Origin of the sequence: Streptomyces sp. NPDC002886 (assembly GCF_042888445.1) — a bacterium.
Classification (GTDB): Bacteria; Actinomycetota; Actinomycetes; order Streptomycetales; family Streptomycetaceae; genus Streptomyces.
In genome coordinates this window covers 64,317-89,167 of record NZ_JBIAPV010000013.1, presented here as the reverse complement: position 1 = coordinate 89,167, position 24,851 = coordinate 64,317, and the positions used below count along the sequence as shown (strand labels likewise).

Annotated in this window: 23 protein-coding genes and 1 pseudogene; 16 read left to right on the top strand and 8 right to left on the bottom strand. The window is 71.0% G+C overall.

Annotation, left to right across the window (positions count from 1 at the left end):
- Positions 1-87: 87 nt before the first annotated feature.
- The gene (locus tag ACFYYB_RS37020) at positions 88-2,205 is read left to right on the top strand and encodes an FUSC family protein (RefSeq protein WP_389442002.1); all 2,118 of its coding nucleotides are present in this window, start codon (positions 88-90) and stop codon (positions 2,203-2,205) included.
- Between the two features lie 104 nt (positions 2,206-2,309).
- Positions 2,310-2,546 (top strand): DUF397 domain-containing protein, encoded by a 237-nt coding sequence (locus ACFYYB_RS37015; protein WP_112450436.1) that lies wholly within the window; start codon positions 2,310-2,312, stop codon positions 2,544-2,546.
- 110 nt (positions 2,547-2,656) lie between these two features.
- Here ACFYYB_RS37015 and ACFYYB_RS37010 read toward each other — a convergent pair whose 3' ends face one another.
- Positions 2,657-3,166, bottom strand: coding sequence for an ATP-binding protein (locus tag ACFYYB_RS37010; protein WP_389441999.1), 510 nt, complete (start codon positions 3,164-3,166; stop codon positions 2,657-2,659).
- 297 nt (positions 3,167-3,463) lie between these two features.
- Here ACFYYB_RS37010 and ACFYYB_RS37005 point away from each other — a divergent pair, with 297 nt between their 5' ends.
- The 7 genes and pseudogenes from ACFYYB_RS37005 to ACFYYB_RS36975 all read left to right on the top strand — a co-directional run bounded on the left by ACFYYB_RS37005 (position 3,464) and on the right by ACFYYB_RS36975 (position 10,924).
- Positions 3,464-4,324, top strand: a complete 861-nt coding sequence (locus ACFYYB_RS37005; RefSeq protein WP_389441997.1) for a helix-turn-helix domain-containing protein — start codon at positions 3,464-3,466, stop codon at positions 4,322-4,324.
- 115 nt (positions 4,325-4,439) lie between these two features.
- Positions 4,440-5,897, top strand: coding sequence for an aldehyde dehydrogenase family protein (locus tag ACFYYB_RS37000; protein WP_389441995.1), 1,458 nt, complete (start codon positions 4,440-4,442; stop codon positions 5,895-5,897).
- Between the two features lie 60 nt (positions 5,898-5,957).
- Positions 5,958-8,027: pseudogene (gene mrdA, locus ACFYYB_RS36995) on the top strand (penicillin-binding protein 2); the annotation flags it as partial.
- Between the two features lie 130 nt (positions 8,028-8,157).
- On the top strand, positions 8,158-8,661 hold the full coding sequence (locus tag ACFYYB_RS36990) for a DinB family protein (RefSeq protein WP_389441993.1): 504 nt from the start codon (positions 8,158-8,160) through the stop codon (positions 8,659-8,661).
- 38 nt (positions 8,662-8,699) lie between these two features.
- Positions 8,700-9,299 (top strand): PadR family transcriptional regulator, encoded by a 600-nt coding sequence (locus ACFYYB_RS36985; protein ID WP_389441991.1) that lies wholly within the window; start codon positions 8,700-8,702, stop codon positions 9,297-9,299.
- An 82-nt stretch (positions 9,300-9,381) separates the two neighbouring features.
- Positions 9,382-10,134 (top strand): MerR family transcriptional regulator, encoded by a 753-nt coding sequence (locus tag ACFYYB_RS36980; protein WP_389441988.1) that lies wholly within the window; start codon positions 9,382-9,384, stop codon positions 10,132-10,134.
- An 85-nt stretch (positions 10,135-10,219) separates the two neighbouring features.
- A complete protein-coding gene (locus tag ACFYYB_RS36975) occupies positions 10,220-10,924 on the top strand; it encodes a DedA family protein (protein ID WP_389441986.1) in 705 nt (234 codons plus the stop codon).
- Between the two features lie 86 nt (positions 10,925-11,010).
- On the opposite strand, the gene ACFYYB_RS36970 is transcribed toward ACFYYB_RS36975, so the two are convergent.
- On the bottom strand, positions 11,011-12,666 hold the full coding sequence (locus ACFYYB_RS36970) for a threonine/serine exporter ThrE family protein (RefSeq protein WP_389441983.1): 1,656 nt from the start codon (positions 12,664-12,666) through the stop codon (positions 11,011-11,013).
- A gap of 227 nt (positions 12,667-12,893) precedes the next feature.
- A complete protein-coding gene (locus ACFYYB_RS36965) occupies positions 12,894-13,388 on the bottom strand; it encodes an inorganic diphosphatase (RefSeq protein ID WP_266912864.1) in 495 nt (164 codons plus the stop codon).
- A 171-nt stretch (positions 13,389-13,559) separates the two neighbouring features.
- Between ACFYYB_RS36965 and dacB the strand changes: the two genes are divergently transcribed.
- The 7 genes from dacB (at position 13,560) to ACFYYB_RS36930 (ending at position 21,773) form a co-directional block, all read left to right on the top strand.
- Positions 13,560-15,026 (top strand): D-alanyl-D-alanine carboxypeptidase/D-alanyl-D-alanine-endopeptidase, encoded by a 1,467-nt coding sequence (dacB, locus tag ACFYYB_RS36960; RefSeq protein WP_389441981.1) that lies wholly within the window; start codon positions 13,560-13,562, stop codon positions 15,024-15,026.
- A 68-nt stretch (positions 15,027-15,094) separates the two neighbouring features.
- Positions 15,095-16,246 (top strand): zinc-dependent metalloprotease, encoded by a 1,152-nt coding sequence (locus ACFYYB_RS36955; RefSeq protein WP_389441979.1) that lies wholly within the window; start codon positions 15,095-15,097, stop codon positions 16,244-16,246.
- A 233-nt stretch (positions 16,247-16,479) separates the two neighbouring features.
- Positions 16,480-17,598: a tRNA lysidine(34) synthetase TilS gene (tilS, locus tag ACFYYB_RS36950; protein WP_389441977.1), complete on the top strand. Its 1,119-nt coding sequence runs from the start codon at positions 16,480-16,482 to the stop codon at positions 17,596-17,598.
- A gap of 65 nt (positions 17,599-17,663) precedes the next feature.
- On the top strand, positions 17,664-18,224 hold the full coding sequence (gene hpt, locus ACFYYB_RS36945) for a hypoxanthine phosphoribosyltransferase (RefSeq protein ID WP_030158549.1): 561 nt from the start codon (positions 17,664-17,666) through the stop codon (positions 18,222-18,224).
- 182 nt (positions 18,225-18,406) lie between these two features.
- Entirely contained in the window at positions 18,407-20,437 is a 2,031-nt protein-coding gene (ftsH, locus tag ACFYYB_RS36940) for an ATP-dependent zinc metalloprotease FtsH (protein WP_389441975.1), read from the top strand.
- A 95-nt stretch (positions 20,438-20,532) separates the two neighbouring features.
- A complete protein-coding gene (gene folE, locus ACFYYB_RS36935) occupies positions 20,533-21,141 on the top strand; it encodes a GTP cyclohydrolase I FolE (RefSeq protein WP_112449909.1) in 609 nt (202 codons plus the stop codon).
- A 77-nt stretch (positions 21,142-21,218) separates the two neighbouring features.
- Positions 21,219-21,773, top strand: a complete 555-nt coding sequence (locus tag ACFYYB_RS36930; protein WP_389441972.1) for a GNAT family N-acetyltransferase — start codon at positions 21,219-21,221, stop codon at positions 21,771-21,773.
- On the opposite strand, the gene ACFYYB_RS36925 is transcribed toward ACFYYB_RS36930, so the two are convergent.
- The 5 genes from ACFYYB_RS36925 to folP all read right to left on the bottom strand — a co-directional run bounded on the left by ACFYYB_RS36925 (position 21,770) and on the right by folP (position 24,803).
- Entirely contained in the window at positions 21,770-22,258 is a 489-nt protein-coding gene (locus ACFYYB_RS36925) for a DUF3180 domain-containing protein (RefSeq protein WP_389441970.1), read from the bottom strand. The genes ACFYYB_RS36930 and ACFYYB_RS36925 overlap by 4 nt on opposite strands.
- A gap of 93 nt (positions 22,259-22,351) precedes the next feature.
- The gene (folK, locus tag ACFYYB_RS36920; protein ID WP_389442347.1) at positions 22,352-22,948 is read right to left on the bottom strand and encodes a 2-amino-4-hydroxy-6-hydroxymethyldihydropteridine diphosphokinase; all 597 of its coding nucleotides are present in this window, start codon (positions 22,946-22,948) and stop codon (positions 22,352-22,354) included.
- 8 nt (positions 22,949-22,956) lie between these two features.
- Positions 22,957-23,316 (bottom strand): dihydroneopterin aldolase, encoded by a 360-nt coding sequence (folB, locus tag ACFYYB_RS36915; protein WP_030010912.1) that lies wholly within the window; start codon positions 23,314-23,316, stop codon positions 22,957-22,959.
- Between the two features lie 141 nt (positions 23,317-23,457).
- Complete coding sequence (locus tag ACFYYB_RS36910) at positions 23,458-23,901, bottom strand: nuclear transport factor 2 family protein (RefSeq protein ID WP_327305308.1); 444 nt, start codon at positions 23,899-23,901, stop codon at positions 23,458-23,460.
- Positions 23,898-24,803, bottom strand: a complete 906-nt coding sequence (folP, locus tag ACFYYB_RS36905) for a dihydropteroate synthase (protein WP_389441967.1) — start codon at positions 24,801-24,803, stop codon at positions 23,898-23,900. The genes ACFYYB_RS36910 and folP overlap by 4 nt, the downstream gene beginning before the upstream one ends.
- Between the last annotated feature and the right edge of the window lie 48 nt (positions 24,804-24,851).

The window sequence follows — 24,851 nt, the reverse complement described above, 5'->3', positions numbered from 1 at the left end:
CACGCAGCCCGGGGCCGGGGTCCGACGCGCGGGCCCGTCCAGCCCGGGCTCCCGGGTTCCGCCACCGGCAGGGCTACGCTCGGGGGCATGAGCTGGGTCCGGGCGCTGAAGGACACCGCCCGGGCCGGTTTGCGGGTCGAGCGGACCCGGCTGCAACCCCTCGTCGCGCTCCGCGCCGCCGTCGGGCTCGCGATCGTCGTCGGCGCCGGCCTCGCCTTCCTCGGTCCGGGCGCCGCTGCCAGTTCCGCCTTCGGCGCCTACATGGCGGCCGTCGCCACGTTCCAGAAGAGCTGGCGGCCCCGGCCCGTCCTCGCCCTCGCCTCCGGGCTGACGCTGGCCGTGTCCACCTTCATCGGGTACCTCGTCGGGTCCTCGCACACCCTGGCCTTCATGCTGCTGCTGGCCGTGTGGAGCTTCGCGGCGGGCCTGATGTGGGCGGCGGGCCCCACCGCGGGCATGATCGCCTCCAGCAACGTCGCGATCATGCTGGTCACCGTCACCCTGCCCACCTCCGTGCCGCAGGCCGCCGGCCACGCCGCCATGATCGCCGCCGGCGGGGTGGTGCAGGCCCTGCTGATCGTCCTCTTCCCCATCCGCCGGTGGGGCGCCCAGCGCGACGCCCTCGCCGACGCGCTGGCCGCCGAGGCCGACTACGCGCGCCGCCTGCGCCAGGACCCGGTCGCCTCCTTCGACCCGCAGCCGCTGATGAGGGCGCGCGACGCGGCCACCGTGACGGCGCGCCAGGCCCGCCGCCGCCCCGCCGAGCTGCACGGCGCGCGGGGGCTCGCGGAGCGGATCCGGCCCGTGCTGGCCCTGCTGGCCGACCCCGCGGTCGGGGCCCCGGCCGAGGGCCCGGCGCGGGACCGGGTCCGGGAACTGCTCGCCGCGACCGGGTCGGTGCTGGACGCCGCCGCGTCAGCCATCCGGCACGGGGAGGCGGTGCGGCTGCCCGCCCCGGCCCTCGCGGTGCTCAAGGCTCCCGACACCGCCGATCTGTTCCAGGGCGCCGCGCTGCGCGCCGCGCGCAGGCTCTCCGCCCTGCTGGACGACGTACTCGACACCGCCGAGCCGGGCTCCGGGCGCACCGTGGACCCCGACGAGTCGATGCTGCGGCCCACCCTGCCGGCGCTCGTGCCGATGGTGCTGGCCGCCGTACGGGCCGAGCTGCGTCCCGGGTCGCCGATCCTGCGGCACGCCGTACGGGTCACCGCCGTGGCCTGCGCCGGCTACGGCATCGGCCACGCGCTGCCCTTCGGCCACGCCTACTGGGCCCCGATGGCCTCCGTCATGGTCATGCGGCCCGATTTCACGCAGACCTACACCCGCGCCGTGGCCCGCTTCGGCGGCACCCTGGTCGGGGTCGCCCTCGCGACGGCCGTCGTCCAGCTCGCGCACCCGGGGATGTACGTGTCCGGGCTGCTCGCCGTCGTCAGCGCGGGCCTGATGTACACCTTCATGCGCACCGGGTACGCCGTCTCGATGGTCTTCGTCTCCGCCTACGTCGTGTTCCTGCTCGGCATGGGCGGCCTGCGCTGGGACCAGACCGTGCCGGACCGCGTCATGCTCACCCTGGTCGGCGGGGTCCTCGCGATGCTCTCCTACGCCGTCTACCCGGCCTGGGAGACCCCGCGCCTGCGGACCCGGCTGGCCGACTGGATCGAGGCCGGCGGGCGGTACGCGGCAGCCGTGCTCGGGCAGTACGCCGACCCGGCCGGGGCCCACCGCGGCGAGGTGCGCGAAGCCCTGCTGGCGGTGCGCGACGCCCGGGTCGCCTGGCAGGACGCGGTGGACCGGGCCGCCGGGGAGCCGGTGCGCCACCGCGGGATCTCCCGGGCCGCGGCCGAGGAGGCGGGCCGGGCCCTGGCCGCGATGGGCCGTCACACGATGCTGCTGGAGGCGCACTTCCCGGACCGGTCCCGGCCCCCGGTCCCGGGCGCGGCCGAGCTGGCAGGAGCGCTGCGCGAGGCGACGGAGGCGGGCGCGAAGGCCGTACGGGAGCGGCGGGTGCCCGACTGGGAGGTGGTCCGGGCGGTGCTGGCCGACGGGGACACCCCCGACCCGGGGGTGCTGCGCGGGGCGGCGCGGCAGCTGCTGGACTCCCTGGAGGAGGTCTCCGACGCGCTGCGGGCCCCACCCCGGCCCAGGTCGGGGGAAGGTGCCGGGGAAGGCGCCGGGGAAAGCGCCGGGGAAGGCCGTCACCCTTAGTGGTGGCTTGCACTCCGCTCGTGCACGTGCATCTGCCCATGCAGGCGTTCATGAACACAGCTATGATCCGGTGCAGTTGACATCTGCACTATCGGGGGCTTCCTGTGGACCACGCGTACAACGGGATGGCAGCTGCAGAGCTTGACGGGGTGACCTGGCAGAAGAGCAGACACAGCAACTCACAAGGTTCCTGTGTGGAGTTCGCGAAACTGCCCGGAGGCGACGTTGCCATGCGCAACTCGCGATTTCCGGACGGACCGGCACTCGTGTACACGCCGGCCGAGATAGAAGCGCTGCTGCTGGGTGTCAAGGACGGCGAGTTCGACCACCTGATCAGCTGAAGATCTGCTGGCAGAACAGCTCAAGATCAGCCATGCACGTGCAGCGGCCGGGAATGATCGCCATGATCAATCCCGGCCGCTTGTCGTCTATGCGGTGATTGTGCGGTGCTTCAGTCCTGCAGGGTGAACAGCGCCCAGACCACCTTGCCGGTCAGCCGTCCCGCGAGCGGGTGCCAGCCCCAGCTGTCGCTGTAGGAGTCGACGAGGAAGAGTCCGCGTCCCGACTCCAGGTCGCTGTTGCGCTCCGTCGCGTCCGGCGCGAAGCACCCGCCGGGGCGGTCCTCGCTGGGGTCGCGCACGGCGCACACCAGCCGGGTGCTCCACCGCATCAGGTGCAGGCGCACCGGCGGCTCGCTCTCGCCCCCGGCCGGCCTCGAGTCGTCCGGGAGGGCATGGCGCAGCGCGTTGGTGACGAGTTCGGAGACGACCAGGGCCACGTCGTCGAACCGGTCGTCGAGCCCCCACTGGGCCAGGGTGGAACGCGTGAAGGTGCGTGCACCGCGCACCGCTTCGAAGCGGGCGGGCAGGGCGCAGGACGCGGACCCGGAGACAGCCGTGGGGTCGACCGGGGGAAGCCCCTGCCGTAACGGCTCGAGCATGGTCGATCCATTCGTCCCCATGCGAGGCACTCCCGGGATTCGAAAGAACTGCGGGGCACGCAGGTGCGCGAGACCATGCTTCCGAATGCCGGAGCCGGATGCAAGGGCAGATGCACGTGCACGCGCCGGACCTGTCCGATCCCGTCACGGTTCTTGCTCATTTCTTCCTACGCAGACTTACGGACTTCTTTTACAGCTCGGCCAAATCCGTTACAGAACGAGTACGGACAGATGCGTTTTGGTGGCAGACTGCGGGCCTTGAGGGGCACGGGGGCCCCTGCGACGTATCCATCCACCGCATGGGGAGGGGCAGGAATCGTGACCGCAGAAGCCAGTGGTTCTGTGGTGCGCCGCATCCTCCTGGGCTCCCAGCTCAGGCGACTCCGAGAATCCCGCGGCATCACCCGTGAGGCGGCCGGTTACTCGATCCGCGCATCCGAATCGAAGATCAGCCGCTTGGAGTTGGGAAGGGTGAGCTTCAAGGCCAGAGACGTAGAGGACCTCCTCACGCTCTACGGAGTCACGGACGGCGCGGAGCGGGAGTCCCTCCTGGGGCTGGTCCGCGAGGCCAACGTGGCCGGCTGGTGGCACAGCTACGGAGACGTCCTGCCGGGCTGGTTCCAGACGTACGTGGGCCTGGAAGGCGCCGCCTCCCTCATCCGCATCTACGAAGTCCAGTTCGTGCACGGCCTGTTGCAGACCGAGGCCTACGCCCAGGCCGTCGTCAGCCGCGGCATGCCCGGCGCCGGCCGCGCCGAGATCGACCGCCGGGTCGCGCTGCGCCTGGAGCGCCAGAAGGTGCTGGTCTCCGAGAGCGCCCCCGTCTTCCACGCCGTCCTCGACGAGGCCGCGCTGCGCCGCCCGTACGGCGACCGGGACGTGATGCGAGGTCAGCTGGAGCACCTCATCGAGATCTCGCAGCGGCCGAACGTGCACCTCCAGGTCATGCCCTTCTCCTTCGGCGGCCACGCCGGCGAGAGCGGCGCCTTCACCCTGCTGCGCTTCCCCGAGTCCGACCTCCAGGACGTCGTCTATCTGGAACAGCTCACCAGCGCCCTCTACCTCGACAAAGACGAGGAAGTGAAGCAGTACGAGCGCGCGATGCTGCGCCTCCAGGGTGATTGCCCCGACCCCGACCAGACCCGGGATCTCCTGCGCGGTCTGCTTCAACTGTCTTGATTCGCACGTACTATGACGCCTGATCAGGCCGTGATAATCAGAGCGTGACGATGACCCGGATGACCACCGGGTCTCCGGTGCAGCGCAAGGAAGCGCGTTCGACGTAAGGGATGGCATGTCCATATTCGAGGACCTGGCTCACCAGTACATCGACGGCGAATGGCTGGCCGGAACCGGATCGTGGGACATCATCGACGTCAACCCGTACAACGGGGAGAAGCTCGCGGCCATCACCGTGGCCACCGTCGAGCAGGTCGACCAGGCCTACCGGGCGGCCGAGCGGGCCCAGAAGGAATGGGCCGCCACCAGCCCGTACACCAGACGAGCCGTCCTGGAACGCGCCCTGCGGATCACCGAGGAGCGCGAGAAGGAGATCATCGAGGCGATGATCGACGAACTCGGCGGGACCCGTCCCAAGGCCGAGTACGAGGTTCACCTCGCCATGGAGTTCATCCGCGAGGCCATGCAGCTGGCCGTCCGCCCCGAGGGCCGCATCCTGCCCTCGCCGGTCGAGGGCAAGGAGAACCGGGTCCAGCGCCTGCCCGTCGGGGTCGTCGCCGTGATCAGCCCCTTCAACTTCCCCTTCCTGGTCACGCTGAAGTCGGTCGCCCCGGCCCTGGCCCTGGGCAACGCCGTGGTCATCAAGCCGAACCAGAACGCGCCCGTGGTCGGCGGCGGGGTCATCGCCAAGATCTTCGAGGAAGCGGGCCTGCCGGCCGGGCTGCTCAACGTCCTGGTCACGGACATAGCCGAGATAGGCGACGCGCTCCTGACCCACCCCGTCCCCAAGGTCATCTCCTTCGCCGGATCCGACCGGGTCGGCCGGCACGTCGGCGCGGTCGCCGCCCGCCACTTCAAGCGGACCGTCCTGGAGCTCAGCGGCAACAGCGCGCTCGTCGTCCTCGACGACGCCGACCTCGACTATGCGGTGGACGCGGCCGTCTTCAGCCGCTTCGTCTACCAGGGCCAGGTCTGCATGGCCGCCAACCGGATCCTGGTCGACGCCTCGGTCGCGGAGGAGTTCACCCAGAAGTTCACCACCCGCGTGCGCGCCCTGAAGACCGGCGACCCGCACGACGCCGACACCCACATCGGCCCCCTGATCAACTCCTTCCAGGCCGACGCCCTCACCGCGCTCGTCGACCGCGCCGTCGAGTCCGGAGCGCAGGCGCTCGTACGGGGCTCTACGCGCGGCAACCTGGTCGAACCGACCGTGCTCGCCGGGCTCCCCGAGGACTCCCCGCTGCTCGGCCAGGAGATCTTCGGCCCCGTCGCCCTGCTCGTCGTCTTCGACGGCGAGGACGAGGCCGTCCGCCTCACCAACGCGACCCCGTACGGACTGAGCGGCGCCGTCCACACCAAGGACGTGGAGCGCGGGGTCCGCTTCGCGCGGCGCATCGAGACCGGCATGATCCACGTCAACGACTCCACCATCGGCGACGAGCCGCTCGCGGCGTTCGGCGGGGAGAAGGCCTCCGGCATGGGCCGCCTCAACGGCGAGGCCACCGTCGAGGCCTTCACCACCCAGAAGTGGATCTCGGTCCAGCACGGCCGGACGCAGTTCCCGTTCTAGTACCGCGGGGCCTTTAGACTCGGGCGGGTCAGGCGATGACCAGTCCCGGGGAGAGCCGAGTTGAGCAACATACCGGAGACCGGGCGCACACCCCGGGTCCAGAACCGGCTCGTCATGATCCAGATCGTGGTGTTCTCGCTGCTGCTGACCCTCGGCGGGCGTCTGTGGTACCTGCAGATACGCAACGGCCAGGAGTACACGGACGAGGCGAAGAACAACAACACCCAGCAGGTGGTCCAGCCCGCCGTGCGCGGCTCGATCCTGGATTCCCGCGGGATCCCGCTCGCCGACAACGAGACCCGCATGGTGGTCTCCGCCAGCCGCACCGAGCTCTCCAAGATGAAGGACCGCGGCAAGGGCGTCCTGACCCACCTCGCCGGGGTGCTGGACCTCGACCCCGAGGACGTGGTCAACGGCGTCCGGCTGTGCGACTCCAAGACCCCCAAGCCCTGCTGGAACGGCTCCCCGTACCAGCCGATCCCCATCACCGACGAGGCGACGACCGACCAGGTCCTGGAGATCCGGGAGCACGCCGAGCAGTTCCCCGGCATCACCGCCGAGCCCACCGCCCTGCGCCGCTACGCCGGCCCCGACGGCGCCAACACCTCCCAGGTGCTCGGCTACCTCTCCCCGGTGACCGACGAGGAGATCACCAAGGCGAAGGGCTCCGACTCCCCGTACCTGCGCTCCGGCCAGGTGGGCCGCAGCGGCCTGGAGCGCACCTACGACAAGGAGCTCCGCGGCAAGGCGGGCATCACCCGCTACGAGGTGGACAACCTCGGCCGGATCATCGGCGAGGGCGTCAGCGACAAGCCGCAGGCCGGCTCGAACATCGTGACCTCGATCGACTCGCGCGTGCAGGCCGTGGCCGAGCGCGAGCTGAACAACGCGATGATCGAGGCCCGCAAGGGCATCGACAAGAACAACACGGGCCGCCACTACGAGGCCGACTCCGGTGCCGTCGTGGTCATGGAGGCCAAGACCGGCCGGGTCGTCGCGATGGCCTCCAACCCGACCTACGACCCGAACGCCTGGGTCGGCGGGATCTCCGCGAAGGACTACGCCGACCTCACCGACAAGGGATCGAACTACCCGCTGCTGAACCGCGCCATCCAGGGCCAGGCGGCCCCCGGCTCGATCTTCAAGGTGGTCTCCTCGACGGCCGCGGTCAACGCCGGCTACCCCTTCAACCGGCTCTACGGCTGCCCGAGCTCGTACTCGGTCGGCAGCCAGGTCTTCACCAACTTCGAGTCCCAGGGCTACGGCGACATCACCATCGGCAAGGCCCTGGAAGTCTCCTGCGACACCGTCTACTACGCCATCGCCGACAAGGAGTGGAAGAAGGACGGCGGCATCAAGCCCAAGGCCAAGCCGGGCGACTGGTTCTTCAAGACCGCCCACGCGTTCGGCCTCGGCAAGCGCACCGGCATCGACCTGCCCAGCGAGGTCCCGGGCCGGGTCCCCGACCGCCAGTGGAAGAAGGAATTCTTCGAGGCGAACAAGTCCGCCTGGTGCCGCGACGGCAAGAAGAACGGCTCGTACGCCGAGAAGATCGCCTACGAGAACTGCCGCCAGGGCAACCAGCTCCGCGAGGGCGACGCGATCAACTACTCCATCGGCCAGGGCGACACCCTCGTCACCCCGATCCAGATGGCCTCCGTGTACGCCGCCATCGCCAACGGCGGCACCCTGCACCAGCCCGCCATCGGCAAGGCCGTGGTCAGCGCCGACGGCACCTCGGTCAAGGAGATCGCCCCCAAGGTGCAGGGCAAGCTCCCGATGAACTCCAAGCTCCGCAACGACATCGACGGGGCCCTCGCCGACGTGGCCACCACCGGCAGCGCGGCCTGGCGGTTCGGCGGCTGGCCGCAGAAGCAGATCCCGATGCACGCGAAGACGGGCACGGCCGAGGTCCAGGGCAAGCAGACCACCTCGTGGTTCGCCTCCTACACCGCGGACTACGCGATCGTCATGACCATCTCCCAGGGCGGCACCGGCTCCGGCGCCTCGGGACCGGCCGTCCGCAACATCTACGAGGCGATGTACGGCCTCGACGAGAAGGGCGCCCAGGACCTGAAGAAGGCCCTGCTCCCCAAGCCGCAGAAGGACCTCCCGCCGGTCCGGCAGGAAAACCAGTAAAGGCGCGGGAATCGCGCGATTGAGGACAGGACCTGACCGCAAGGGTTCGTACCGTGGTTCTTGTCAGCAGGAGAGACCCGCAGGACACCCACTCGGGACGCGAACAGAAGGCGGTCAGGTCATGGCTCAGATTTCCACGGAGATCCCCGGCGACGAACGCGGCACGCTCCTCTCCTTCGTCGAGGCCCAGCGCACGGCGCTGCGCGAGGCCGCGCAGGGGCTGACCGAGGAGCAGGCGGCGAGCAAGCCCAGCGCCAGCGAGCTCTCCGTGTCCGGGCTGCTCAAGCACGCGGCCAACTGCGAGCTCGGCTGGCTGCGCATGGCGCAGGGCGTGACCGAGTACCCGGGCGGCGACTGGGCCGACGGCTTCCGGCTGGTCGAGGGCGAGTCCATGCCTTCGGTGCTGGGCTACTGGGACGGGATCAGGCAGGAGACGGAGGCGTTCATCGCGGCCGTCCCCAGCCTCGACGACAGCTTCCCGCTGCCCCCGGCCCCGTGGTTCCCGGAGGACGCCAAGGTCTCGATGCGCTGGATGCTCCTGCACCTGGTGGAGGAGTTCGCCCGGCACGCCGGCCACGCGGACATCATCCGCGAAACCATCGACGGCACCCGCGCCATGGGCTAGCCACGGCGCCCTGGGTCCGGGTCAGTAGCCTGGGCCCCATGTCAGCGATCCGCCTCCTCGTCCTCGGCGCCGTCCGCCAGCACGGGCGGGCCCACGGCTACCAGGTCCGGGCCGATCTGGAGTTCTGGGGCGCCCACGAGTGGTCGAACACCAAACCCGGGTCGATCTACCACGCGCTCAAACAGATGGCGAAGCAGGGCGTCCTGCTCGCCCACGAGGTGGCCCCGTCCGCGGCGGGCGGGCCGCCGCGCACCGAGTACGAGCTCACGGAGGCGGGCCGCGCGGAGTACTTCAAGCTGCTCCGCGAGGCGCTGTCCTCCGCCGACCAGAAGGCCGACGTCCTCGCCTCCGCCCTCGGCTTCATGGTCGACCTGCCCCGCGCCGAGGCCCTGGCCCTGCTCCGCGAGCGCCTGGGCCGGCTCGCCGCCTGGCGCTCCGCCGTCACGGACCACTACGTCCCCGAGGGGGGCCCCGAGCCGCTGGGCCACATCGGCGAGATCATGCACCGCTGGATCCACTCGGCGGACGCCGAGGCGGACTGGACCCGGGGCCTGATCGCCCGGATCGAGGCGGGCGCGTACTCCTTCGCCGACGAACCGGGCGACCCCTTCGAAGGGGTCCTCGCCCCGGCGCCCTGAGCCCGCCCTCCGAGCGGGCTTGCACCTCACGCGGCGTGAGGGACCAGGCTGGGCGCGTACCCGAGAAGAGGAGCGGAAAGCGATGGGCTACTCCGTGGGCCAGGTCGCCGGATTCGCCGGAGTGACGGTGCGCACCCTGCACCACTACGACGAGATCGGGCTGCTCTCCCCGAGCGGCCGCAGCGGGGCGGGACACCGGCGGTACGACGACGCCGACCTCGACCGGCTGCAGCGGGTCCTGTTCTACCGGGAGCTCGGCTTTCCGCTCGAAGAGGTCGCGGTCCTGCTGGACGATCCGCAATCGGACCCGAGGGAGCACCTGCGCCGGCAGCACGCCCTCCTGTCCGAGCGGATCGCCCGGCTCCAGCAGATGGCCGCGGCCGTCGAGCACGCCATGGAGGCGAAGAAGATGGGCATCAACCTGACCCCCGAGGAGAAGTTCGAGGTCTTCGGGGGCTTCGATCCCGAGGAGCACGCCGAGGAGGCCGAGCACCGCTGGGGCGACACGTACCGGGAGTCCGCCCGCCGGACCGCCTCGTACTCCAAGGAGGACTGGCTGCGGATCCAGGCCCTGGCCGAGGACATCAACCGGCGGTTCGCCGTCCTGCTGGACTCCGGCACGCCCGCGGAGTCGGAGGAGGCCATGGACCTGGCGGAGGAGCACCGCGGCTGGATCAACGGCAGCTACTACTTCTGCACGTACGAGATCCACACCGGCCTCGGCGAGATGTACGTGGCGGACGAGCGGTTCACGGCGTACTACGAGGCCGTCCGGCCCGGACTGGCGGTGTTCGTGCGGGACGCGATCCTGGCCAACGCCGTCCGCAAGGTTTAGGCCACGATCCCTGGAACCAGGGGGTGGCGGTGTGCGTTCATAATTGGACGGACACCCCCACCTGATCCAGGAGAGCCCGGAACCTGTGAACACGCTTGCGCTCGCTCCTGAGTGGATCTCCCCGGAGTACCTGATCGGTCATTTCGGCCTGATCGGCATCTTGGTCATCGTCTTCGCGGAATCCGGTCTCTTCGCCTTCCTGCCCGGAGACTCCCTGCTCTTCACGGCGGGTCTGTTCGTCGCGGCCGGCACCATCGAGCAGCCGCTGTGGCTGGTCTGCACCCTGATCGTGGCCGCCGCGATCCTCGGTGACCAGGTCGGCTACATGATCGGCAAGGTCTTCGGCCCGAAGATCTTCAACAAGCCGAACTCCAAGCTCTTCAAGCGCGAGAACCTCGACGCCGCGCACGAGTTCATGGAGAAGCACGGCCCCAAGGCCATCGTGCTCGCGCGCTTCGTGCCGATCATCCGCACCTTCGCGCCGATGGTCGCGGGCGCCACCGCGATGAAGTACCGCACCTTCCTGACGTTCAACGTCATCGGCGGCGTCCTGTGGGGCGCGGGCGTCACGATCCTGGGCTACCAGCTCGGCCAGTTCGAGGTCATCAAGGACAACGTCGAGCCGATCTTCATCGGCATCGTCCTGATCTCGGTGATCCCGGTGATCTTCGAGGTGCTCAAGTCCCGCAAGCAGAGGAAGGCGGCGGCCCTGGCCGGCGGCACCGAGTCCGGCCCCGGCGAGGAGCCGGGCCCGGGCCAGCAGCGCAGCGGCCGCCACGCGAAGCGGTAGCGGCTCCTCGCAGCCTCGTACGATGCCCCGCGCGACCGGATCCCCGGTCCGCGGGGCATCTGCGTGTCCGGGGGCCGTGAAGGACCCTAGAAGCCGCGGGTGCGCTTCGCCGCGCCGCGCTTGGCCGCGCTGGCCGCGCCGGGGATGCGCATGAACAGGCGGGAGGTCTCGGAGCCGAGGTTGACGCCGATCGCGATGGCGAGGGCGATGGCCGCGGCGTTCGTCAGCGAGGCCAGCCCTTCGTTCAGCCGGTTCTCGGCGATCAGCAGCAGCCCGTAGTACGTGGCCGAGCCGGGCAGCAGCGGGCCGATGGCGGCCGTGACGAAGGGCAGGGCCGAGGAGAACCGGTGCCGGGCGAGGAGCTGTCCGAAGAGGCCGACCAGCCCGGCGGCGATCGCGGTGGACGGCACCGGCGGCATCTTGGCGGCGTAGTGCAGGGCCCCGTAGATCACCCAGGCGATCCCGCCGTTCAGCGTCACGAACCACACGGTGGAACGTTCCTGCTGAAGCAGGATCGCGAACGTGAACACCAGCACCATCGAGGCGGCGATCTGGAGCAGCGGCCGCTGCTCGATCTGGAGGATGTCCTCCGGCTGCGGATTGGAGCCGAACTGGAAGCCGACGTAGAGCACGACCAGCACGCCCATGATGATGCCGATGAAGAGGTACATCACCTCCAGCAGCCGGGCGGACGCGGTGATGTAGTAGCCGGTCAGACCGTCCTGCACGGCCGCGACCAGGGCCCGCCCCGGCAGCAGGGCGAAGAGCCCACCGGTGATGATGGCCGAGGAACGCACGTCGAGGTCGGTCATCTTCAAGGCCACGCCCATCGCGGCCGGGGGCATCGCCGCGACCACGAACTGGTAGAACTCCGGCAGCCCGCGCCCGGCACACAGCCAGGCCAGCCGGTCGCCCAGCACCGCGCCGAGTGCGGCTGCGAAGAACACCAGCACCCCACCGCCGACCAGCGTGGAGGCCGCGCCGGCGAGGAGGCCGGCGGCGCCGGTGAGCACCCAGCCGGGGTACGGGTGCCGGTTGCGGCGGATCTCGGCGAGCCGGCGGTAGGCGTCCTCCAGCGAGATCTCGACCTCGTGCGCGGTGATGTCGTTGACGAGGGCGAACACCGCCGAGAGGCGCGTGTAGTCGGTGCCGCGGCGGCGGACGGTGCGGTTCGCCGACACGGGGTCGTCCACCAGGGAGGGCTGGTGGGTGATCGACAGCAGGGTGAAGGTGACGGTGGGCTCGCAGCGGTCCAGGCCGTAGCTGCGGGCCACGGCGAACATCGCGGCCTCCACGTCCTCGGCGCCCTCGCCGCCCGAGAGCAGCAGCTCGCCGATGCGCAGCGTCAGGTCGAGCACGCGCCCCACTGCGGGCCCGGTCTCCACGGCCAGCCGCTGCGAGGGCTCCGGCACCGGCCGGACGTCGACCGGCATGCGCAGCACCGTGCGCATGCGGTCCTGCCAGGGGGACTCCTTCAACCGGGTGACGGGGAAGCCCGAAGGGCCGGTGTAGGCCGGCGGGGAATGGGCGGCGCTGTAGGTATGCGGGGTGGCGAACGCGGACCCCTCCGGCTCCACGGCCACCGAGGCGAGGCCGTCGGGGACGGCGAACTCCGAGGTCGGCTGGTCCTCCTCGACCGCCTCGGGCTCCACCCCGACCCCGGGCGGCACGGAGAACGCGCTGTGCGCCTCGTCCGACTTCGGCTTCCGGTCCTCTGTCCCGGATCCCTCGCCCTGCGCCACACGTCCTCCAGTCCCCGAACCAGCCCGTATCAGTATGCGGAACGCCTTGATCCGTCGCGCAGGCAGCACCGCGACGGACCGGCCCCCGGACGCGTACCCGGGGACGCGCGGGAGACGCACGGGAGCCCCCGGACACGACGACGGGCGGCACCCCCTTCGAAGGGGTGCCGCCCGTGGTGTCACAGGGGCTGGAGGGGCGTCAGGCCCGCTCCGTCACCGAGCGGAGCTCAGTGCTGGCCGCCCTGGGCCTCGAGACGCTTGTACGAGGCCTCGATCTCGGCCTCGGCCTCGACGCGGCCGACCCAGTTCGCGCCCTCGACCGACTTGCCCGGCTCCAGGTCCTTGTAGACCTCGAAGAAGTGCTGGATCTCCAGGCGGTCGAACTCGGACACGTGGTGGATGTCGCGCAGGTGCTCCACACGCGGGTCGGACGCCGGCACGCACAGCAGCTTGGCGTCGCCGCCCGCCTCGTCCGTCATGTTGAACATGCCGATCGCGCGGCACTTGATCAGGCAGCCCGGGAAGGTCGGCTCGTCAAGGATGACCAGTGCGTCCAGCGGGTCGCCGTCCTCGCCGAGGGTGTTCTCGACGAAGCCGTAGTCGGCCGGGTAGCTGGTCGAGGTGAAGAGGCGACGGTCCAGACGGATCCGGCCGGTCTCGTGGTCCACCTCGTACTTGTTCCGCGAACCCTTGGGGATCTCGATGGTGACGTCGAACTCCACGTCCTGCTCCTCCATGATCAGCTTCAGCAGCTTGATTGCTCGGGACTGCGCCGACTCAGCCGCGTGCGTGGCCGACCCGGCCCTGCCGGGTGGGGTGCCATGCTCGCGGCAAGACGCAATGGTTAAGTGTCCCTCACGCATATGTGTGATCGCGAAAGGGGCTGGTCCGAGGTGCCATTGGTCAGGACCTGGCAGCTCATCGCGGTGTCGGCCGTCGCCGGCCTCGCCCTGTCGGCCGCGACGGTGGCCGCCGCGGGTCCCTGGGACTCCGGCCAGCGTAAGGCCGAGCGGGACAGGGCCGCCTCCTGGGGCCGTACGGGTGGCGCAGATCACGGTACGGGCCCCGCCGCGGCCCTCCCGAAGACGGCCCCCAGCGCCCCCGGCGTGCTCGCGGGCGTCCGCCCGGCCGGAGCGGGGTCCGGCGACGGCTCCGGTGACGCCTCCGGAAACCAGGCCGGAGCCGTGGACCGCGGCGCCCTCGCCGCGGCCCTGCGGCCGCTGCTCGCCGACCCCGCCCTCGGAACCGCCCACGGCGCCTGCGTGATCGACACCGCCACCGGGAAGGTCCTCTTCGAGGACGGGGCCCGGGACGCCATGACCCCCGCCTCCACCGTCAAGATCGCCACCGCGGCGGCCTCCCTCGCGGCCCTCGGCCCCGACCACCGGATCCGCACCACCGTGACCCCGGGCGCCGGACCCGGCCGGATCGTCCTGGTCGGCGGTGGAGACCCCTCGCTCACCGCCAAGAAGAAGGCCCCGGCCGGCTCCGGCGGCAGCCTCGTCGCCCTCGCCGCGGACACCGCCCAGGCCCTCAAGGCCGCCGGCACCACCTCCGTGACCCTCGGCTACGACGACTCGCTCTACACCGGCCCCGTCCTCCACCCGATCGGCGCCAACCCCAACCTCGCGCCCGTCACGGCCCTGACCGCCGACGAAGGGCGCACCGACGCCTCCTTCTCCGGCCCCGTCAAGCGCAGCACGGACCCCTCCCGCGACACCGCCCGGGCCTTCGCCGCCCTGCTCGGGGAACGCGGGGTCAAGGTCACCGGCGAACCCGCCAGGGCCAAGGCCGCCACGGGCGCCGTCCCGCTCGCCGCCACCCTCTCGCCGCCGCTCGCCGGGCTCGTCGAGCGGATGCTGACCTACAGCGACAACGACATCGCCGAAGCCCTGGCCCGCCAGACCGCCCTCGCCTCCGGAGCCCCCGCCAGCTTCGACGGCGTGGGCCGGGCCGTCGGCGCCAGACTCGCCGCGCTCGGAGTCGACACCGCCGGATCCCGCTTCGCCGACGGCAGCGGGCTCAACCGCGCGGACAAGGTCAGCGCCGGCCTGCTCACCGCCCTCCTCGCCAAGGCCGCAGACCCGCAGCGGCCCGAACTGCGGCCCGTCCTCACCGGACTGCCCGTCGCCGGATTCACCGGAACCCTGCGCGCACGCAACTCCGGCACCTCACCGGCCGCCGGCCTGCTGCGCGCCAAGACCGGCACCCTGACCGGTGTGAACACCCTCGCCGGCACCGTCGTCGACTCCACCGGGCGACTGCTCGCCTTCGCGTTCCTCACCGCCGACACCCCGGACGCCGGCCCCGCCGAGAAGGGCCTCGACAAGCTCGCGGCGGCCGTGGCCACCGTTTCCTAGGGCGGTCCGGGGAACCCGCCCGGCTCCTGGGGATCCCGCCCGCGCCGAGGTCCACGTACGGTTGACGCATGACGAGCTTCGGTGGTGCGGAGATGGTCGACTGGAACCTCGCGGTGGCGACCGCGACCAGGCTCGTGCGGCCCGGTCCGGAGGTGAGCCGGGACGAGGCACGGGCCGTCGTCGCGGAGCTGCGCAGGCACGCCAAGACCTCCGAACGGCACGTACGCGAGTTCACGCGGATGATGCCCGAAGGCATGACCCCGGCCGACACGCCCGTCCTCGTCGTGGACCGGGCCGGCTGGGTCAAGGCCAACGTGGCGGGCTTCCGCGAGCTCCTGTCCCCCCTCCTCGGCAAGATGCAGGACCGCCGCGCGGGCACCCCCGGCGGCGCCGTCCTCGGCGCGGTCGGCGGCAAGGTCACCGGCGTCGAGCTGGGCATGCTGCTCAGCTTCCTGGCCTCCCGCGTGCTCGGCCAGTACGAGACCTTCGCGCCCGCGGGCCTCGACCTCCCGGCCTCCGCCACGGGCGGCCGGCTGCTGCTCGTCGCCCCGAACATCGTCCACGTCGAGCGGGAGCTGGAGGTGGACCCCCACGACTTCCGGCTCTGGGTCTGCCTGCACGAGGAGACGCACCGTACCCAGTTCACGGCCGTCCCGTGGCTCCGCGAACACCTGGAGGGCGAAATCCAGACGTTCCTCGGCGCCACCGAAGTGGACCCGATGACCGTGCTGGAGCGACTGCGCGAGGCCGCCCAGTCCTTCGCCGGGGCCCGCCCCGACGCGGAGAACGGAGACGAGGGCCGCTCCCTCGTCGAACTCGTCCAGACCCCCGAGCAGCGCGAGGTGCTGGCCCGGCTCACCGCCGTCATGTCCCTCCTGGAGGGCCACGCCGACTTCGTCATGGACGGGGTCGGCCCCGAGGTCGTGCCCTCGGTCGCCGAGATCCGCGAGAAGTTCCAGCAGCGCAGGGCCAGCGGAGCCGGCCGGCTCGACGCCGCCCTGCGCAAGCTCCTCGGCCTCGACGCCAAGCTGCGCCAGTACCGCGACGGGGAGCGTTTCGTGCGCGCCGTCGTCGGCCAGGTCGGCATGGACGGCTTCAACCGGGTCTGGACCTCCCCGAACACACTGCCGACCAAGTCCGAGATCGCCAGGCCCGCGGACTGGGTGGCCCGCGTCCACCGCAAGGGGAGCGAGCAGAGCGAGGCAAGCGAAGAGGTGTGACCACAGAGGCGTAAAGATGTCCCTCTGGGGGAAGCAGCGTCACCCGTCCGAGGGACCGTGGGGCGTGGAAGGGCGTGCGATGCTCAGAGAACGGCTCGGTTCTGTCACCATCGACGCACTCTGAGTGACAACCCCCGCCCGCGGGGGGAGCCGGGCAGCACCCTGGCACACCACCTCCCCGAACGCCTCCCCAGCGCCTCCGAGGCACCGAACTCCACCGAAGGGCACCGGACATGGGTCCCCATCCTGCGGTCGCGGCGATACGCCTGGCGGTCCGCCGCGCACTCCACGACGTCCTCACCGACCTCACCGACCGTCCCGCTCCCACCCCCGCACCCCGGGTCGGCCGCCCCGGCCGCACGGTCGGCTCCTCGGCCGGTGCCGCCCCCCACGACCCCCTCCCCGACACCGCCCCGCTGGTCCTCGTCGCCTGCTCCGGCGGCGCCGACTCCATGGCGCTCGCCTCCGCCCTCGCCTTCGAGGCCCCCAAACTCGGAATCCGGGCCGGCGGCATCACCGTCGACCACGGCCTCCAGGACGGCTCCGCCCTGCGCGCCGCCGAGGTCGTCTCCCGCATGACCGCGCTGTGCCTCGACCCCGTCGAGTCCGTCGCCGTGCGCGTCGGCCGCGACGGAGGCCCCGAAGCCGCCGCCCGCGACGCCCGCTACGCCGCCCTGGACGAGGCCGCCGACCGGCTGGGCGCCGTCGCCGTGCTGCTCGGCCACACCCGCGACGACCAAGCCGAAACCGTCCTGCTGGGCCTCGCCCGCGGCTCCGGCATTCGCTCGCTCTCCGGCATGGCCGAAGTCTCCGGAGGCCCCGGAGACCCCGGCGCGCGCGGCGGCCGCAGCCACCGCTACCGCCGGCCGTTCCTCCAGGTGGACCGGCAGACCGCCCGCAAGGCCTGCATGGTCCAGTCCCTCGCCGTCTGGGACGACCCGCACAACATCGACCCCGCCTACACCCGCTCCCGGCTCCGCCACGAGGGACTGCCCGCCCTGGAGAAGGCGCTCGGCAAGGGAGTCGTGGAGGCGCTCGCCCGCACCGCCCAGCTCTCCCGCGACGACGCCGACGCCCTGGACGCCTGGGCCGCCGAGGCCGAGAGCGGCGTACGCGACGAAGACGGCCGCCTGGAGTGCGCCAAGCTGTACGCGCTGCCCCCCGCCGTCCGCCGCCGCGTGCTGCGCCGGGCGGTCGTCGCCGCCGGTTCCCCCGCGGGCTCCCTCTTCGCCCGCCACATCGAGGAAGTCGACCGGCTCATCACCGGATGGCGCGGTCAGGGAGCCATCAACCTGCCCGGCCGGGTCGAGGCCCAGCGGCAGGGTGGCAGACTGGTCATCCGGCAGGGCTGATTGGTGCTGAGGCACGGCTGAGACCTCCGGGGTCACCCCCGGAGCCCCAGCCGACAACGAAAGTGATGCGGGTGGACGAGAAGGACATGGGCAGCGACCTCCAGTCGGTGCTCATCACCAAGGAAGAGATCGACGCGAAGCTGGCCGAGCTGGCCGCGAAGATCGACGCGGAGTACGCGGGCAAGGACCTGCTCATCGTCGGCGTCCTCAAGGGCGCGGTGATGGTGATGGCGGACCTGGCGCGTGCCTTGTCCACCCCGCTCACCATGGACTGGATGGCGGTGTCCTCGTACGGCGCCGGAACCCAGTCCTCGGGCGTGGTCCGGATCCTGAAGGACCTGGACACCGACATCAAGGACAAGCACGTCCTGATCGTCGAGGACATCATCGACTCGGGCCTGACCCTGTCGTGGCTGCTGTCGAACCTCGGCTCCCGCCAGCCGGCCTCCCTGGAGGTCGTCACGCTGCTGCGCAAGCCCGACGCCGCCAAGGTCGCGATCGACGTGAAGTGGGTCGGCTTCGACATCCCGAACGAGTTCGTCGTCGGCTACGGCCTCGACTACGCCGAGAAGTACCGCAACCTGCCGTTCGTCGGCACCCTCGCTCCCCACGTCTACGGCGGCTGATCCAGCGCCCGACAGGGGAACCCTGGAGCGTTTCCCGCCGTTGGAGCATGGAAAGGCGGGTCTGTCAGCCGTCCCATGAGGCCGCGGGTGACAATGCAGGGGTACATTCCGAAGAACAGTCTTTACTCACAGCAGCATTTACCTACGGGCAGGAGGGACGGGGTGCCTAGCGCCCCGTATGGATGGACGTGAAGCGATACTTCCGTGGGCCGGTTATGTGGATCGTGCTGGCCGTCCTCGCCGTGGTCGTGTTGATGAACGTCGTCGGCTCCGGCGGCGGCTACAAGTCGGTGGAGACCAGCGAGGTCATCAAGGCGATCAACAGTGGCCAGGTGGACAGCGCCAAGCTCACCACCGGTGACAGCCAGATGATCAAGATCGAGCTGAAGAAGGACCAGAAGCTCGGCGACAACGACGGCACCAAGTTCCAGGCCAACTACATCGGGGACCAGGGCGTACAGCTCGCCCAGAACCTCCAGACCAAGTACGAAGCCGGTCAGATCCCTGACGGATACTCCGTCACGCCGGACAAGACCAGCCCGTTCCTGAGCGTGCTGCTCTCGCTGCTGCCGTTCGTCCTCATCGTCGTGGTCTTCCTGTTCCTGATGAACCAGATGCAGGGCGGCGGCTCCCGAGTCATGAACTTCGGGAAGTCCAAGGCCAAGCTCATCACCAAGGACACCCCGAAGACGACGTTCGCCGATGTCGCGGGCTCCGACGAGGCCGTCGAGGAGCTCCACGAGATCAAGGAGTTCCTCCAGGAGCCGGCGAAGTTCCAGGCCGTCGGCGCCAAGATCCCCAAGGGCGTGCTGCTCTACGGCCCGCCCGGCACCGGAAAGACCCTGCTCGCGCGTGCCGTCGCGGGCGAGGCCGGTGTCCCCTTCTACTCGATCTCCGGTTCCGACTTCGTCGAGATGTTCGTCGGTGTCGGTGCCTCGCGTGTCCGTGACCTGTTCGAACAGGCCAAGGCCAACGCCCCGGCGATCGTCTTCGTCGACGAGATCGACGCCGTCGGCCGGCACCGCGGTGCGGGCCTCGGCGGCGGTCACGACGAGCGCGAGCAGACCCTCAACCAGCTGCTCGTCGAGATGGACGGCTTCGACGTGAAGGGCGGGGTCATCCTGATCGCCGCCACGAACCGTCCCGACATCCTCGACCCGGCCCTCCTGCGCCCCGGCCGCTTCGACCGCCAGATCGCGGTCGACCGTCCGGACATGCAGGGCCGTCTGGAGATCCTCAAGGTCCACCAGAAGGGCAAGCCGGTCGCCCCGGACGTCGACCTGGGTGCGGTGGCCCGTCGTACGCCCGGCTTCACGGGTGCCGATCTCGCCAACGTGCTGAACGAGGCCGCGCTGCTCACGGCCCGCTCGGACGGGAAGCTGATCGACAACCACGCGCTGGACGAGGCGATCGACCGCGTCGTGGCGGGCCCGCAGAAGCGGACCCGGATCATGTCGGACCGGGAAAAGAAGATCACCGCGTACCACGAGGGCGGACACGCCCTGGTCGCGGCGGCTTCCCCGAACTCCGACCCGGTCCACAAGATCACGATCCTGTCCCGCGGCCGGGCCCTGGGTTACACCATGGTCCTGCCCGACGAGGACAAGTACTCGACCACGCGCAACGAGATGCTCGACCAGCTGGCGTACATGCTGGGCGGGCGCGCGGCCGAGGAACTGGTCTTCCACGACCCGACCACGGGTGCCGCGAACGACATCGAGAAGGCCACGGCAACGGCCCGCGCGATGGTCACGCAGTACGGCATGACCGAGCGCCTCGGCGCGATCAAGTTCGGCGGGGACAACACCGAGCCGTTCCTGGGCCGCGAGATGTCGCACCCGAGGGACTACTCGGAGGAGGTTGCCGCGCTGGTCGACGAAGAGGTCAAGAAGCTCATCGAGACCGCGCACAACGAGGCCTGGGAGATCCTGGTCGAGAACCGCGACGTCCTCGACAACCTGGTCCTCGCCCTCCTGGAGAAGGAGACGCTCAACAAGGAGCAGATCGCCGAGGTCTTCTCGACGATCGTGAAGCGCCCGGCCCGCCCGGCGTGGACCGGCTCCTCCCACCGCACGCCGTCCACCCGTCCGCCGGTGCTCTCTCCCAAGGAGCTCCAGCTGACGAACGCGGCGAACGGCACGTCGGCGGCCTCGCCCGCGGTGTCGGTGGAGAAGGCCCCGGAGCCCTCCCCGGAGGAGCGTCCGGAGGTCTAGTACCTCCCGGAATGGATGCCGCGCCCCCCAGGTTCTAGCCTGGGGGGCGCGGCACTTTCACATGCCCGCGCTGCACAGACAGGAACGAGGAAGAGATGACCGACCCAGTGACCCTGACCGGTGGCGAGGGCACGATCGGCGAGTTCGACGAGAAGCGCGCCGAGGCGGCCGTCCGCGAGCTCCTGATCGCGGTCGGCGAGGACCCGGACCGCGAGGGGCTCCTGGCGACTCCGGGGCGGGTTGCACGGGCGTACAAGGAGATATTCGCCGGCCTCTACCAGAAGCCCGAAGACGTCCTGACGACGACGTTCGACCTCGGCCACGACGAGATGGTCCTGGTGAAGGACATCGAGGTCATGAGTACCTGTGAGCACCATCTGGTGCCGTTCCACGGCGTGGCGCACGTCGGTTACATCCCGTCCGTCGACGGCAAGATCACCGGACTGTCGAAGCTCGCCCGCCTCGTGGACGTCTTCGCCCGCCGCCCGCAGGTGCAGGAGCGGCTGACCACCCAGATCGCCGAGTCGGTCATGGAGATCCTGGACCCGCGCGGGGTCATCGTGGTCATCGAGTGCGAGCACATGTGCATGACCATGCGCGGGGTCCGCAAGCCCGGCGCGAAGACCATCACCTCGGCCGTACGCGGCCAGCTCCGCGACCCCGCGACCCGCAATGAGGCGATGAGCCTCATCATGGCCCGCTAGGCGCCCCGTCAGCCCCCTCGCGAGGGCCGGGCGCTCTCGGAGTGCCGTGACAGCGGGGGCGTGGCAGCATCGGGATCATGCTCTACAGGCTTGCCGAAGCAGCGGACGCGCCGGCTATGGCCGGGTTGTTCGCCGCCAACCACCATGACGCGCTGAGTGAGCGGGAGCGGGCCCGGCAGGGGTTCGTGCAGGGGGCCCTCGGCGTCGATGAGCTGCGGGTGATGGCCGAGGGCGGGGGGCTGCTCGTCGCGGACGACGGTGGGGAGATCGCCGGGCTGCTCGGGCTCGTGCGGGCCGAGAGCATGCCGGGGCCGCCGCCGCCCGTGCGGGCGCTGCTCCGGGCCCAGGACTCGCTTCTGTGGCGCGGGCGGCCGCTCGGGGCCGTGCGCTGGCTGCTCTACGGGCCCGTCGTGGTCGGCGCCGCGTACCGGGGCCGGGGGATCGCCCGGGGGCTGTTCACCACCGCGCTGGAGGCCGCCGCGGGGCGGGCCGAGGTGATGGTGGCCTTCATTGAGATGACGAACCGGACCTCGTGGACGGTGCACGTCGACGGGCTGGGCATGATCCCGCTCGGGGAGTTCGACCTCGACGGCCGCGCCTACGGAGTGGTGGGCGCGGCCTGCCCGGCCTAGGCGCGGGCCGGGGCCTGGGGGGCCGGGTCCTCGTCGTCCGGGAGTTTGAGGACGTGTTCCAGGAAGAGGGCCGCCGCTACGACCGCCGCGCCCGCCAGGACCGAGAAGCCGGCGTACCAGGTCTGGTCGCGGCGGGCGGGGACGTCCATCGCGGTGGTGAGGAGGAAGACGCCCACGCCGCCGTAGGCGCCCGCGACCAGGGCCGCCACCAGGGCGCTGGCCTGGCCGAAGACCACGGCGCGGGCCGCCATCAGCGGTTCCACGCCCTTGGCGCCGGGCACGCGCTCGCGCTGGGCCTTCAGGCGGGAGCGCAGCGACAGGGCCGTCGCGAGCAGGACCACCGCGATGGCGCCGAGGACGATCGGGGCGGCCACCGGGACGCCGGGGAGCGTGCCGTACGCGTTCCACAGCCGGGCTCCGGCCCAGGACAGCACCGCGGCGATCGCGAAAATGCCCGCCAGGACCGCCGGCCTCAGTTGCTTCACGTGCGCCTCTCCCGCCAATCCCCAGCGCCCGCTCTCCGTGCGTGCGTATCCCGTGATCCTAAGGGTGCGACGGCCCCGCCCCGCGGGCGCGGCTCACTCGGGGAGGCGCAGTTCCAGGTCCTCGCGCCGGGTGAGCCCGGCGGGGCCGACGGCCGCCAGGAGCGCGGAGACGGGCCCGTGGCCCGGGATCTGCGCTTCGGGGTCGATGTCGTTCCAGGGGGCCAGCACGAAGGCGCGCTGGTGGGCGCGCGGGTGCGGGAGGGTGAGGACGGGGTCGGCGGAGACCTCGTCGGCGTAGGTGATGATGTCGACGTCGATCGTGCGGGGCCCCCAGCGCTCCTCGCGGACGCGGTCGAAGGCCTCCTCGATGGCGTGGCCGCGCTCCAGCAGCGAGCTGGGGGGCAGGGTGGTCTTCACCGCGATGACGGCGTTGAGGTACGAGGGCTGCGAGCCCGCCTCCACGCCCCACGGCTCCGTCTCGTAGACGGGGGAGACGGCCTTGACCCGCAGGCCCGGAGTGTCGCCGAGGGCGTCGATGGCGCCCTGGAGGGTCTCCAGACGGTTGCCCAGGTTCGCGCCGAGCGCGACGACGGCCCACTTGGGGTTGGACAGGGTCACGTCCGCCGCGTCCACGGCTTCGACCACGGAGGCGGGTACCGGCTGGACGGTGGGGTCGCTCTGGGCGTTCATTCCGTTGTTCACGCGCGGCTCCGGGTGATCGTGATGGTCACGTCGTCGAAGGGGACGGTGATCGGCGCGTCCGGTTTGTGGACGACGACCTCCACCTGGGCGACCGCCTCGTGCTTGAGGCACTGCTGGGCGATCCGCTCGGCGAGGGTCTCGATCAGGTCCACGGGCTCGCCCTGGACCACGTCGACGACTTCCTCCGCGACTACCCCGTAGTGCACGGTCTTAGCCAGGTCGTCGCCGGCCGCCGCGGGACGGGTGTCCAGGTGGAGCACCAGGTCGACGATGAAGGTCTGGCCTTCCTCGCGTTCCCGGGGGAAGACGCCATGGTGCCCGCGAGCCTTGAGGCCGCGCAGCGCGACACGATCCACGCGAATCACTCCTGCTTTTCGTAGGTGCTTCCGGTCCGGGACTCCCCGGATCCATGGCCTAAGCCGAGTGCGGTCGGCGTCGTCCATCTTCGAATTTACCTGCGAAATACCTCGGACCCCGCCAGCCCCCCGACTGAGCGGCTAGGAGGGCTCCTCCTCGTCGTCCTCGTCGGAGTCCGTGAGGACGGGAGATCCGTGGTGCGACCACAGCCGCCAGCCCTCCGGTGTGCGTCGGAACACATTCGTGGCGACGACGAGCTGGCCGACGAGCGGGCCCAGTTCTCCGCCGTCCTCGGCGGGTCCGCCGCTGAGGATGTTCTCGGTGCAGGTCACCAGCGCGGTGTCGCCGATGACGGTGACCTTGGTGTCGGTGAGGAAGAACTGGATGTACTCGGTGTGCGACATGATCAGCGCGTAGGAGCGCAGCACTTCGCCGCGTCCCGACAGCACGGGCCAGCCCGGGTGCACGCAGGAGATCTCGTCTTCGAGCCAGAGCGCCGACAGCGAGTCGAAGTCCCCCCGCTCCATGGCCTCGTAGAAGGCCGTGTTGACCTCTTCGACGGATTCGATGTCGGTACGGCTCACCGTGCCCCTTCCTCGTTGCTCCGGGTCGTACCCAGTGCCCCTTCCACGGCGCGGGCCACCCGAACCGCGTCGGCGCTCGCCCGTACCTCGTGGACCCGTACGGCGAAGGCGCCCCGGGAGGCGGCGAGGGCGGAGACGGCGGCGGTGGCGGCGTCGCGTTCGCGGGCGGGTGGCGGGGAGGCGCCGTCGGCGCCGGCCAGCACCCGGCCGAGGAAACGCTTCCGCGAGGCGGCCACCAGCAGCGGGAAACCGAGGGCGCGCAGCTCGGAGAGGTGCGCGACCAGGGCGAGGTCGTGCTCGGCGTTCTTGGCGAATCCCAGGCCCGGGTCGACCAGGAGCCGTTCGGGGGCGATGCCGCCGGTGACGACGGCGTCGATGCGGGTGCGCAGTTCCGCGGTGACCTCGGCGAGGACGTCCTCGTAGACGGCGAGGCTGTTCATGCCGTCGCTGAAGCCGCGCCAGTGCATGACGACGAAGGGCACCTCGGCGGCGGCGACGGCCGGGATCATGCCCGGGTCGGCGAGGCCGCCGCTGACGTCGTTGACCAGGGTGGCGCCGGCGGCGACGGCCCGGGCGGCGACGGAGGCGCGCATGGTGTCGACGGAGACGACGATCCCTTCGGAGGCGAGGCCGCGGACGACGGGGACGACCCGGCGCAGTTCCTCCTCCTCGTCGACGCGCGAGGCGCCGGGGCGGGTGGACTCGCCGCCCACGTCCACGAGGTCGGCGCCCTGGGCGACGAGGTCGAGGCCGCGCTTGACGGCGGCGGTGGTGTCGAACCAGCGGCCGCCGTCGGAGAAGGAGTCGGGCGTGACGTTGACGACGCCCATGACCGCGCAGCGGTCCCAGTCGGGGAGGCCTGTCACCAGGCCCCTGGGGGCGGGGCCGCTGTTCGTGTTCATGGTTCCCAGGGTAGGGCCCGGGCCCCGGGCCCCGCCCTGGGTGGCCGG